Annotated in this window: 13 protein-coding genes and 1 pseudogene; 10 read left to right on the forward strand and 4 right to left on the reverse strand. The window is 39.9% G+C overall.

Annotation, left to right across the window (positions count from 1 at the left end; translation table 11 throughout):
- The first annotated feature begins 32 nt into the window (after positions 1-32).
- The gene (locus tag H5092_RS14865) at positions 33-773 is read left to right on the forward strand and encodes a SapC family protein (protein WP_182716192.1); all 741 of its coding nucleotides are present in this window, start codon (positions 33-35) and stop codon (positions 771-773) included.
- Positions 766-1485: a DUF6445 family protein gene (locus tag H5092_RS14870; RefSeq protein ID WP_182716191.1), complete on the forward strand. Its 720-nt coding sequence runs from the start codon at positions 766-768 to the stop codon at positions 1483-1485. The genes H5092_RS14865 and H5092_RS14870 overlap by 8 nt, the downstream gene beginning before the upstream one ends.
- An 8-nt stretch (positions 1486-1493) precedes the next feature.
- Here H5092_RS14870 and H5092_RS14875 read toward each other — a convergent pair whose 3' ends face one another.
- Positions 1494-1988 carry a dual specificity protein phosphatase family protein gene (locus tag H5092_RS14875; RefSeq protein WP_182733816.1) on the reverse strand — a complete coding sequence of 165 codons (495 nt, stop codon included), beginning with the start codon at positions 1986-1988 and terminating at the stop codon, positions 1494-1496.
- Positions 1989-2077: 89 nt separating this feature from the next.
- On the opposite strand from H5092_RS14875, the gene H5092_RS14880 reads away from it, so the two are divergent.
- The 3 genes from H5092_RS14880 to H5092_RS14890 all read left to right on the forward strand — a co-directional run bounded on the left by H5092_RS14880 (position 2078) and on the right by H5092_RS14890 (position 6312).
- Positions 2078-4279 carry an exonuclease domain-containing protein gene (locus H5092_RS14880; RefSeq protein ID WP_182733817.1) on the forward strand — a complete coding sequence of 734 codons (2202 nt, stop codon included), beginning with the start codon at positions 2078-2080 and terminating at the stop codon, positions 4277-4279.
- A gap of 135 nt (positions 4280-4414) precedes the next feature.
- Positions 4415-5296 (forward strand): hypothetical protein, encoded by an 882-nt coding sequence (locus H5092_RS14885; protein ID WP_182733818.1) that lies wholly within the window; start codon positions 4415-4417, stop codon positions 5294-5296.
- 62 nt (positions 5297-5358) lie between these two features.
- On the forward strand, positions 5359-6312 hold the full coding sequence (locus H5092_RS14890; RefSeq protein ID WP_182733819.1) for a hypothetical protein: 954 nt from the start codon (positions 5359-5361) through the stop codon (positions 6310-6312).
- Here H5092_RS14890 and H5092_RS14895 read toward each other — a convergent pair.
- A complete protein-coding gene (locus H5092_RS14895; protein ID WP_182733820.1) occupies positions 6296-7642 on the reverse strand; it encodes a S8 family serine peptidase in 1347 nt (448 codons plus the stop codon). The two genes, H5092_RS14890 and H5092_RS14895, sit on opposite strands and share 17 nt — an antisense overlap.
- Before the next feature lie 140 nt (positions 7643-7782).
- Here H5092_RS14895 and H5092_RS14900 point away from each other — a divergent pair, with 140 nt between their 5' ends.
- From H5092_RS14900 to H5092_RS14910, 3 genes are read left to right on the forward strand one after another with little or no spacing between them, the layout of a single operon-like run.
- The gene (locus H5092_RS14900) at positions 7783-8274 is read left to right on the forward strand and encodes an RNA polymerase sigma factor (protein ID WP_182733821.1); all 492 of its coding nucleotides are present in this window, start codon (positions 7783-7785) and stop codon (positions 8272-8274) included.
- Positions 8271-9011, forward strand: coding sequence for an anti-sigma factor (locus tag H5092_RS14905; RefSeq protein WP_182733822.1), 741 nt, complete (start codon positions 8271-8273; stop codon positions 9009-9011). Before H5092_RS14900 ends, H5092_RS14905 begins: the two co-directional genes overlap by 4 nt.
- 25 nt (positions 9012-9036) lie before the next feature.
- Positions 9037-9549, forward strand: coding sequence for a CC0125/CC1285 family lipoprotein (locus H5092_RS14910; protein ID WP_182733823.1), 513 nt, complete (start codon positions 9037-9039; stop codon positions 9547-9549).
- Positions 9550-9581: 32 nt separating this feature from the next.
- Here H5092_RS14910 and H5092_RS14915 read toward each other — a convergent pair whose 3' ends face one another.
- Entirely contained in the window at positions 9582-10466 is an 885-nt protein-coding gene (locus tag H5092_RS14915; RefSeq protein WP_182733824.1) for a DMT family transporter, read from the reverse strand.
- A 102-nt stretch (positions 10467-10568) separates the two neighbouring features.
- On the opposite strand from H5092_RS14915, the gene H5092_RS14920 reads away from it, so the two are divergent.
- Both H5092_RS14920 and H5092_RS14925 read left to right on the forward strand, forming a co-directional pair.
- Positions 10569-10706 (forward strand): hypothetical protein, encoded by a 138-nt coding sequence (locus H5092_RS14920; RefSeq protein WP_002958262.1) that lies wholly within the window; start codon positions 10569-10571, stop codon positions 10704-10706.
- 136 nt (positions 10707-10842) lie between these two features.
- Positions 10843-11220: pseudogene (locus H5092_RS14925) on the forward strand (sel1 repeat family protein); the annotation flags it as partial.
- A 176-nt stretch (positions 11221-11396) separates the two neighbouring features.
- Here the strand turns inward: H5092_RS14925 and H5092_RS14930 are convergent.
- On the reverse strand, positions 11397-12284 hold the full coding sequence (locus H5092_RS14930; protein ID WP_182733825.1) for a LysR family transcriptional regulator: 888 nt from the start codon (positions 12282-12284) through the stop codon (positions 11397-11399).
- Positions 12285-12301 lie beyond the last annotated feature (17 nt).

Raw genomic sequence — 12301 nt, forward strand, 5'->3', positions numbered from 1 at the left:
AATTTACACATAAAAACAATAAAGAGACACACATGGAAAATTTAGTCGCATTAGAACAAAATGCTCATCAGCACATAAAAATAGACACACAAAAGGCACAATCACACGCAGAAAACATTAATATGGTCCCTGTTGTTATGGCAGAACTTAATCAAATTGCTGTTCAGCAGCCTATAGTTTTTGCAAAAAACTCAGAAACAGGGGAGTTTACACTCAATGCTTTATTAGGCTTTGAGCAACATGAGAACTTGTTTTATCAGAACTCGCAGTGGCAGGGTGTGTATTTACCGCTTCAATTACAGCGTCAGCCATTTTTTGTTGGTGATACTCATGCGCAGCAAACTCAATACCCTGTGTGTATTAATTTAAATAGCCCAGCAGTCGTTAATAATCGAGCGCAAAGCCAGAATAATTTAGAACCAATTTATACCCAAAGCGCAGAAGAAAGTAGCTATTTCAAACAAATAAAGCAGTGTTTAGGGCATTTACTACAGGGCGAAATAGACAATAAAAAGTTAATTGATACCTTGTTACAGCATGATCTACTGCAGCCATTATCGCTTGAGGTCACGTTTCAGAACAGTCAAAAAACAAAGTTAAACGGCCTATACACTATTAACCAAGAAAGACTCGCACAACTTAATAGTGATCAAATTACGCTTTTACATCAAAGCGCTTTATTACCCGCTATTTATACTGTTATAACCTCACTTGGCCAAATATACCCATTGATAGAGCGTAAAAATGCAGTGCTTAATTTAGCCGATGATTGATTTTAAACTAAACGAAAATATGGCGTTACACATACATACTGTAGGGGAAGAAAAAACCCCAATTATTGTTATTGATGATTTTGTAAATAATGTAGATGCGCTTATTAATTTTGCTGCGTTTTCTCAAAGTGCTAGAGAAGCGTTTTGCGCACAAGAAAGTGATTTTTACCCAGGAGTAAGAAAAGCAGCACCGCTTAGTTATATCGAGCGGTTAAAAGCGCTTGCGCCAATTATTAATTCACACTTTGATATGGCGGATAAAAGCGAGTTCGATGTAATTCTTTCTGCTTTTTCAATTGCATGCACTGAGCCTAATAAGCTCAGGCCAATACAAATGCTCCCTCATTTTGATACACCTAATATGAATCAACTTGCTATGGTGCACTTTTTATGTGATGAAACTCATGGTGGCACTTCATTTTATAAGCATAGAGCCCTAGGGTATGAACGTATAACAAAAGAGCGGCTTATGCTTTATAGGCAAGCTATTAAGCAACAAGCCATGGCGCAAAAACTTCATAAAAATCCACAATATATAAATGGAAGTACAACTTTGTTTGAGCAAGTTTACAGTGTAGAGGCTAAGCTAAATCGGGCAGTTATATACCCAAGTAATTTATTGCATTCCGGTAATATAAACGCGTCTAATGGTTATGCCTGTGACCCAGTTAATGGGCGTTTAACTATCAGTAGCTTTGCTGTTTTACGCTAGCTTTTTTATTACCGACTAAAACTCTCAAAGTACTCTTTTTGCAATTCTATAGTAAGCGCTTTAGGGCGAATGCATTGTACTAGGCTGTATACTTCTTCTTTTGTGTAACCTGCCGAATTTAAAATAAGCGCAGCGACCAACCCTGTGCGGCCTGTACCGCCTTTGCAATGTATGGCAATGGTTTGTTTGTGTTGTATGGCCTGTAATATGTCGGTTTTGTGGGTGTTCCAGCTTGATGTAAAAGGCTGTTTGGGTGCTTCGTCGTCATTTATTGGTAAATGAAACCAAGTTATATCGTGCTTATTGCACTCACTATTAATTGTTTCTACGTTGTTTTTTTCAAGCTCCTTTTGCGGCATAAGCGATAACAGCATGTGAGTGCCAGCGGCTTTTAATGTGGCGATTGAATCCGCTAGGTTTTGTGTTTTTGTGCCAGGGCAAGGCGTAAAAATAATATTTGCGCCGTTGTTGAGTGATAAAATATCGTATGGGTGCGCGCTCATGGTAAGTCCTTTATTTTTAATGAATTTGCTTTAATACGCTCACTATAGCGTGTTTTAGTTACAAGTTTAAGATTGAATAATAAGCACAAATGCTAGATACTGTTTTTATATACAGTTATGGCGATATTATGAAAAAAGAATTACCAGCAAAATACTATTTAGCGCATTTTAGAGAGCTTATTGAGTTTGTAACTAGTAAATGTATGCATTTACTTGAGCCCAAACACAGCGAATTTATTAGTAAAATTAACCAGCTAGATGAGCAAAGCCAATGCATGTTGGCGCGTGTGTACTCGCGAAAGCCTTATTTAGTGCAGGCGCAATCGCTTAATTATGAAGAAATAACCTCGCCGCATCAGGCTATTTATACGCTAAAAAAAGCCGGTATTTTATTTCAACCAAACGAGCAGCATTATTCGCAGCTTTTAGCGCACTTAACTAAGCCTTCTTTGGTTGAGTTGCTAAGTAATTACAGTGAGCAAATAAGTTTTAAAAAGAGTGCCGCTAAAGGCGCGCTGGTGGATATTGCGCGTGAGTTTTTTAAAGCACGCCCACAAGAGCTTGCGCCACTTTATAGCCAGTATGTAATTAATAACCGCAGTGATTACTACGAGTATTTTGAGTTTTTATTTGCAGGTAAACTAAGCAGTGGAGATGTGAATCATCAAAACCGTTTTGTAATGCGAGACTTAGGCTTAACCGCTACGCGCGAAGGACACAGCGAGAGCTTGTCGCGTTTTGAAACACTTGACGAAGCGCAATCAAACTATTTATTAAACCGTTACCGGTTAGCATTTAAAAATATTACAGATGAGAGCGACTATGTTGCTTTAGCGTCGCAGGTTTTAGTGCAAGCTGCACATGGTGCAATTGCCGTTGTATTAAAAAACAAACTATTAGTTAGGCTTTATAGGCAGCTAAAAACAGTTGATAGCGAACTTGCTTTTAGTTTACTTGAAGGGTGCGTGGATGATAGCGAAGCACAAGAAATTCAAATAAGAGAGCAATACAGGCTTGGCAATAAAGAGTGGGTAAAAGCTCGATTAGAAGCCATTATCGAAAACCCACTTACTGATGATTTACTTTATTTTGCTGACGATTTTTTAATGCGTAAGTTTAATAAAAAAACACGTTCGCGTTTAAGTGCCATGCTTGCCGACACTCAGTGCGTGCTAGAAATAGATGAACTGTACCGAGGTGAAGTAGAGCAGGGCGTAAACGATTATTATACTCGCGAAGGTATGGCTGTATTTAATACCGAAAACACGCTTTGGCAAAGTTTGTTTGGTTTAGTATTTTGGCACGAGTTATTTGTGGAGTCGCCTTATCCGCCATGCAATGAGTTTGATATTTATCCGCAAGTATTAAGGCTTGGTAATTTTTATGAAGCGCAGCAAACACAGATAAACGAGCGCTTAGCTCAGTGCCAAACGTCGCAAGCATTACTTAATTTAGTATGCAAAAATGCAGCGCAATATTTTGATCAGCCCAATGGCTTATTTAGATGGCGCAGCAATTTATTAGAGCCACTAGAGGCACTTATTTTAAACAGCCCGCTTGAAGCGTTAATTGCGCACTTAACGGCAATGAGTAAACACTATTTACAGCTAAAAGACGGCTACCCCGACTTAATGGTTATTAATAATGGCCAAGTACATTTTGAAGAGGTAAAAGCCCCAGGCGATAAGCTTAGGCGCAACCAATTAACCACCATTGATAATTTAAAAAATGTGGGTTTTACAGTACATATTGCTGCAGTTAAGTGGTTTGTAGACCCTAACCGTATTTACAGCGTGGTTGATATAGAAACCACGGGCGGCTTAAAAGGCGGCAACCGAATTACCGAAATTGGCATTGTTAAAGTGCAGCACGGTAAAGTAATTGATACCTGGACGAGCTTAGTTAACCCCGAGCGCCATATACCTGGCTTTATTACGTCATTAACCGGTATTAGCGACAGTATGGTTTACAACGCGCCTGTATTTGCCAATATAGTTAAGCCGCTATTAGATAAACTCGCAGGCAGTATTTTTGTAGCCCATAACGTTAATTTTGACTACGGCTTTATTAAAAAAGAGTGCGAGATGGCAGGGCACTTTTTTAAAATGCCAAAAATGTGCACCGTGGTTGAATCGCGCAAAGCGTTTAAAGGCTTAAAGTCGTATTCGCTTGGTAACCTTAGTGCGCATTTTGATTTAAATTTAACCAGCCATCACCGCGCATTGGCCGACGCAACCGCCACTGCCGAGCTGTTATTGCTGATACAAAATAGTGAAACGCAAACGCCGTAGGGTATTGGCTTACCTTTAAGTATTTGAAATTTAGTTAATAAGTGATTTTATTGTAATTTTTTAATTTATTTTGGAATAAAGTGTTTTTGTAAATCGTCTTCTTTATGTCAATCCGACAAACTAGAGGACAAAACAATGACTAAATTAAATAAAATTGTAAGCGTAATGATGTTAAGCGGTGTGTGTACTTTTACAGGTGCAGTGCACGCCGCTGATATTGAAATATCTCAGTCAACGTCGGCGCAGCAACAAACATCTACATCTATTGCGCTTTCACAAAATGGTTTAACAGCCAGTGGTAGCAATGACACAAACGCATCTAGCAATACACAAGTAACGGCAGATGACTCGCAAAACACAGATTCAACGGCGAATAACACGCAAACTCCAGCGCAAGAAAGCAGTGAGGCCGCAGAGCCTGCAAATTCATTAGTTGCATCTGCTAGCTCATCTTTAAATAACTCATTGAACGCATCGGCCTCGTCTTTAAATGCCACAGGTAATACCACAGTCAATACAGCGCTCGATGCAACAACGCAGTTAACCTCATCGGCGGGTAATTTAACAACCGCTGTGAGTCAATCGTCATTACTTTCTGTTAGCTCTGAGCAAGGCGCTCAGCCTGATACTACTGATACACCAACAGATGCCTCTTTACTTTCAAATGTGAGTAGCGCAACCGATTCAGTAACACAAGCTGATGCAGCGAGTGCGCTTAATGCGGGTGAGCTTACAAACCAATTAGCAATTACTAATACGGCTGCAAACTCAGTGAGTTCTGCACTGCAGGTAGGTGATGCAATTAATACCAGTAATGAAATTGTAAGTAGTGTTCAGCAATCTTTAATTGCCAGTGTGCAAGATAGTACGGTTAGCAGTTTACAAAGCACGGTACAACAAAGTGTTAGCGGGCAGGTGAGTGCAGCGGTTACTGATCAAATTAGTAACGATGTAGCACTTAGCACCGCAAGTGAAGTAGTAACCAACATTACTAACGACTTAGACCTAGGCCTTTAATACGCCGCGTGTTTGCACAAATGCCGAATAGGGAAACCTATTCGGCCTGTTGGAGAATAAATATGAAAGCAGTTATAACCGCCACATTGTGTGTTTTTAGTGCCCAAGCGGTGCTTGCACAAACCAACCACGTTAAAACACCTGAGCAAAATAAACCCTTTAAAAGTAGCTTTGAGCTAAATGCAGATGCAGAAGTTGGGGTATTGAGCAATTCAGCGCTCTCTGTTCAGGAGCTTGATGATATTTCGTCACAAAGCGACAGTGGCATAAAAACCGTAGCCGGTGTTAATGCAAAATGGCAATTAACCAAAGGCGCTAAATTAACCTCAAGCTATAAGTTTGAACAACAAGACTACGATGAATTTGATCAATACGATTTAGACCTGCATCAATATGGTTTAGATGGCAGTTATAGCTTTAATAGCCATGAGCTAGGGGTTCGTTACGATGGCGCAAAAGCAAATGTAGATGGCGATACATTTTTACATTTTAATCAAGCCAGCGCCTACTATGGCCATTTTTTAAACCCGCATACGTACTTGCGTATGAGTGTAAAAACCAAAGCTAAACGTTTTGCTACTGCAAAAGCACGTAATGCCGACGGCGTAGGCGGCGATGTAGCGCTTTATCATTTTATAAATAACGGCCAAACCATGCTAATGGCAGCGCTAAGTGCCGATAAAGAAAACGCCGACGACAACCAATACGACTTTAACGGCTACGGTTTTACTACTAAAGTTACGCACAAATTTACGGCCTTTAATGTAGCGAATAAAGTGGGCGCAGGCTGGCGTTATCAAAATAAAGATTACGATGAGCAAACAACGGATGATTTTTTTGAGCAAATACCGTCGCGAGATGAGCACAGAAATGTCGTTAATGCGTTTTATAACCTAGCTTTATTTGAGCACGTAACACTCATAGCCGAGGCTGAATATGGCGATTATCAATCAAAGCTTAGTAGTAATACCTATACGCAATCGGTTTTATCGGCGTCAGTTAAAGTGCACTTTTAGGTGGGTAAATGGCGCCATAACCAAAGGTGGTGTCTTTGCCTTGCTCGCCTAAGTCGACGGCAAGCGATGTAAGCTCGTTAAGTGCTTTGGTTTTATTATTACCATGTTTTAACAATAAACAACTTAATGCCGCGCTTACATGCGGCGCCGCCATTGACGTACCCGACTCCCTCCCAAATTTTCCATTGCCTTGGCTTGTAACAACATTTACACCAAGGGCTGCAAAGTCTATGTAATCGCCTTTATTTGACCATCTATAAATGTGGTTTGTTGCATCAATAGCACTTACCGCTATCACGCTTTTATACGCGCCTGGGTATAACGGCTGCGACGCCGGACCTTGATTACCCGCAGCTGCTACAATTAAACCATTTTGTTTTATTGCTGCAGTAATACTTGCTTCTAAAATTGCGTTATTTGGCCCCGTTAGGCTCATATTTATTACGGGGATTTTATTACTAACTAGCCAGTTAAGTGCCTCTACTAAGGCAAATAAAGTAGCCCCTTGTGCATATTCAGATTGCCTATAAAACACCTCGGCACTGTAAAGCTCTGCACTGCCTAAAAGCGGGTTAAGTTTTGCGCCTTTACCTGTAATTAGCCCTGCAATGGCGGTGCCGTGTAAATTTGGCGAGCTTAACCCTTTAGGTAAAAAGCTTTGCGTAGTGATATTTGCACCTTCAAAAGCACTGTGTTTGGTATTAATGGCGCTGTCGATCATGCCAATTTTTACGCTTTGTGTGCAGTAGGGGGCAATAGAGTTATTTGGTGTTACTTTTTCGGTAGGCTCGCCTGTTTGCGCTTGGTATATGTGGTTTCGGTCAAGTATTGCAGACTCATCTAAGTTAAGCGCTTTTAATAACTCACTTTTAGAATTAACACCTTGGGGCACGTTAAAGCGCACTAAGCTCATGTTAAGTGCGTTGTAATTTTTTACCGATACAATGGTTACATTTTGCTGTTTTAGGGTATTAAGTTGTTGGCTATTTGCCATTAATAACCATTGGCGCTCTATTGCTCTAAAGCCGTTTTCTAGCTCTACTTCAACAAATGCGGTGTTTTGGCTATTTATATTAATGTTAAGCACATTGGGTAAGCTGCTAATTGGCTCATTAATTTTCGCTTTTAGTTCATCAATCGAAACTTGTGGTACAGGCACCGGAAGTGGCAGGCGCTGTGCGCGCTCTATAGTTTGCTCAATACGCTGCTCTATTGGGTTTAACTGCTCAAGCACTTGATCGACTCTCACTATATTGGCAGAGCTCGTTGCGCTAAATATGCAAAGCGAAGCGGCTATTATGTGTTTAACGCGTGTGTTTTTAATATTCATAGTGGGTTACTTCTATTAAATTTATCATGCTGGTTAGTTAACGTTTAACACATAGAAATATTTCATTATTCAAATTATTTTGATTCTTTGGGAATAAATGTTTTTTTGAATCGTCTTCTTTATAAAAGGGGTAAAAATCAATGAACGAAACTCTAAAAACCTTATTGCCCATGCTTAGGCGTTTTGCCTATTCGCTAACGGGTAGTAAAGCAGATGCAGATGATGTAGTGCAAATAACAATTGAAAAACTATTAGTAAAAGGCATTCCGGATGACGTTGAGCCTGCTAAATGGGCATTTAAAATTTGCCGTAATGTGTGGATAGACGAATACCGCTCACGCAAGGTAAGGCAAAATACGGCTCATGCCGATATTTTACCAGAGCCAATATCAAGTAATGAGCACCACACTCTCGAAAACAAACAAATGCTTAAAAATGTAAATACAGCACTTGGGCAATTACCCGAAGAGCAACGCGCCATAGTATCGCTGGTGGCAGTGCAGGGCATGGCTTATAAAGAGGTAGCACATACGCTAGATATACCTATAGGCAGTGTAATGAGTAAATTATCGCGCGCACGCAGTACACTTTATAATTTAATAAAACCCGACTTTAAAAAGGAGCAAGTATGAACATTAACGACGAAACACTTAGCGCCTTTTTAGACTCAGAACTAAGCGAGCACGAAATGGAGCAAGTGCGCAAAGCCCTTGAAACCGATGATGAGCTAGTAATGCGACTTGCAGAATTTAGCGAAGTAGACATGTTAGTAAAAGAGCACGCAACAAGTATTGACGACGCACCACTTAGTGACTCATTAGCTAAAACGGTTGCAAAGCTTGATATAGCAACGACAAAAAACACGTTAAACAGTAATGTAGTAACGTTAACGCCTTGGCAAAAGGTTAAGCAATCGGCTAATAAAAGTATAGCAATAGCAGCAAGCGTAGCTGTGGTATTTGGTAATGCAATGACGAGCTATTTACAACCCAGTGAGGCGCAAAACTTAGTAGCCAGCAATACAGCTTCAGCCCTTAATACGCAGCTAAGTAGTGGTGTGTTTGAGCAAAGTGATGGCTCAGTATTTAGCGCACAGCTTAGTTTTAAAAATCAGCAAGGTGAGCTTTGTAGGCAGTATGCACTAAGCTCAAATAATACAACGCAAACAAGCATTGCTTGTAAAACGCAAAGCGGTTGGCAAATTAAAGCGCAAACAGCTACGCAGCAAAGTAACAATGGCGCGCAATATCAAACGGCGTCTAATAACAGTGACTTAGATGCTGTTATAGATAGCATGATCAGCGGCGCACCACTCGATAGAGCGCAAGAGCAGCAAGCAATTAGCGCAAAGTGGCAGTTAAACAAATAATAATGTGTATAAAACGAGGTGAACTATGAAAACATCTATTTTAATTATCAGTATTTTACTTATGGCGGGCTGTGCATCTAAACCTGATTATCGCGCCGCAAATAATGGCTCACAAGGTTACAGCGAGCAAAAAATTAGCGACGATCAATACCGCGTCGAGTTTAAAAGTGTGTCAAACAACGTAGCCGATGCCGCTGACTATGCATTATTGCGCGCGGCTGAGCTTACACAAGCACAAGGCTACGACTGGTTTGTTGTAACCAACAAAGAAACCTTTGTTGAGTCTAAATCGCAAGCTCCCGCGTCATCTATTAGTGCATCACAAAGCCAGCAATATGAGCGAAACTGTGGTTTATTAACCTGCGAAACTCGTGCACGCCCAACAAGCAGCGTAGGCGTACAGGTAAGTAACAATGATAAACGCAAAGAAGTGCACACCTTAATTGATATTAAAATGGGCAAAGGCATTAAACCAAGCGACAATAGTTTTAGCGCCCAAGACTTAATTGAAAACTTAAGCAAAAAGGCGAAAAAGTAAGCTTTTTTGGTAAAAGTGCTTGATATAAGCACTTAGCTTGTTTTAGCTAAGTGCTTTTTTCGTGGTAAAAATCCAGTAACCAGCATAGTGCCCACAATGACAAATAATGCGCCTAATAATGTATTTGGCCCAACTTGCTCATCTAAAATTAAATGCCCCCAAAAAATGCCAAATAGCGGAATTAAAAAAGTGACTGTTAACGCCGAGGTAGGGCCTATATCTTCGATTAATTTAAAAAATAAAATATAAGCAAGTGCGGTGCACATTACTCCTAATACGAGTACACCTAGCATAACGTTGGTGCTTGGTATTTCTCGTATTGGCATAAATAAGATAAGCGGTAATACCATAAAGCTTGAAGCCCACATTGAGCCATGGGCGTTATCGAATGGGGGCAGTTTAGGCGCGTTTTTAGTGTAATGCGATGCAATGGCATAGCAAAGTGATGCGCTTAATGCTGCTACTATGGCCAAAATTGATTGGCTATTTAACACAAAATGATTTTGCCCAACCAAAATAACTACGCCAATTAAACCCAGTAGTAAACCAATCACCATACTTTTATTGGGCTTTGTTTTTGTCCATAAAATTCCAACAACAACACCCCATATTGGTGTTGTAGAATTTAAAATTGAGAGTGTGGATGCGCTAATAGTTTGGGCTGCGTAAGCAAAAAATAAAAACGGCAGAGCAGAGTTAAACGCGCCTATTATAAAAAAGTGTTTTGTGTGCTCAGTAAACGCCAAGCGGCGTTTTAAGTACAGCGCCACAATAAAGAGGGTGAGTGCGGCAAAGCCAACTCTAAATTCTATTAACACCGCTGGGCCTAAGCTGTTAGCTGCCATTCGCATAAATAAAAATGACGCGCCCCAAATTGCAGCCAGAAAAAATAACCGAAGTAAACTTGCTAAGCTCATGATAGTATTTTAATTATACAAACAGGATTACACAATAGCAGGCTTTGCAAAGAGTGTAAGCCAGATTCGGTACTCGCATATAAAAATAATAAAGGACTAGTTATGGCTAAATGTATATCGGTTGCAGCAATTTTGGCTGTAGGTTTATTAGGTGGGTGTGGGTCGACCCCTGTTAGCCTATACAGCGACAATACAATGAAGAAAAAAGAATACAATGGTATTAATACCAATCCGCAATAATACTTAATCATTTTGCGGGGCTAAACGTGTCGCTACCTGCGTTAAAAAATTTTCATTTAGAACAACTAAATAGCGAATTTTTTGCCTAGCTATCAACAAGTTTCTCCATCCTCAAAATAGATTACTTAATTAAGCGAATTGGTATAAAGCGTATAAAAAGGGGCTGTACGAGCAAGCTTTTTATGATTTAAAAGAGCCGGCAGCACTTGGCTATAAAAGTGCACAATATACGTTGGCATTCATGTTTTTAAAAGGCCAATACTTGGAGCAATCTACTAAACTCGGAATGGGCTGGCTAGGTGTTGCAAAAGAAGAGGGGGTTGAGAATTGGTCTGCGCAATACGATGCATTTTACAGTGCAGCGACTACGCAGCAAAAACAACAAATAGACGAAACAGTTGAGTTGTATATAACGCAATTTGGCGTTAAAGCACAAAATATGACCTGTCGGCGTTCAACTTCGCCTAGACGTACATTTGGTGAAGTTAAATGTAGTAGCTCACATCTAATCTGACAGTAAACGCAAATAGTTTAGACTTTATCTGACAAGCAGCTATGAGCGAATAACGGGCGGCCTCTCTAGCGCATTTTTGTAAAATTATCAGTTACAGTCTCGTTAGCTGGAAAGCCTCTAAATTCTAATAGCAACCGTCTTGCAGTGGTAGAGTTCCAAAAAAGCAAAGTTTATATTTAAAGAGGATTACTTTTTATCCACTTTTTCAAGTGGTCAATGAAGTTCTTAACTATTATCGATTGGTTTTTCCTAGAAGGATATAACAGGTTAATTGAAATTGAGGGGTCGCATTCCCAGTCCTCCAAAATAACCTTTAAGCGCTCTTGAGCAACACTTTCTTTAATGTGCCAATCTGACAAAAGCGCGATACCGTGGTCTAATTCCACCATACTCAAAACGCTGTCTCCTAAGCTAGAAGAAAAGGCAGGGTTTAACTTAACTGTTTTCCGTTCACCTTCTCTAATGAATGACCAATTAGTTTCATTACCAACGGTTAATAAAGTATGCTCTGTTAAATATTCAGGTGAATGTGGCACTCCTCTCTTTTCTAAATAACTCGGCGTTGCACATAAGACTCTCTTTGTATCGGATAGCTTTTGACCTATTAACGATGAGTCCCGCGAAGGGCCATGCCTAACAGCTAAATCAACACCTTGTTCAGTTAAATTTACCAAGCTGTCAGTAGAAATGATTTCAATATTAACTTGCGGGAAATTTTTTAAAAAGCTGCTAATCACAGGTAATAAATAGCTTTGCGTAAAAGAAGCCGACGCAGTTATTTTTATTTTTCCTTTTAACGTATTAGTTGGGTCAAGGTCATGTTTAATCTCATCACTAATACTTAACAGTCTTTGTGCATGGTTATATAGCTTCTCACCTGTAAATGTCGGACTAAGAGTCCGAGTTGTTCTATAAAATAATTTCGCACTCAGTCTGTTTTCGAGCGCTATCAACCTTTTACTTACTGCCGCAGCCGTTAGATTGTGAGCATCAGCAGCCATTCGGATAGATTTGAGTTCAAAAATCGTACTGAATATCTTCAGCTCTTCTATGGAATCAATCACATTATCAACCTTTCGGA

The organism is Pseudoalteromonas sp. SR41-7 (assembly GCF_014163935.1).
Taxonomy (GTDB): Bacteria; Pseudomonadota; Gammaproteobacteria; order Enterobacterales; family Alteromonadaceae; genus Pseudoalteromonas; species Pseudoalteromonas distincta.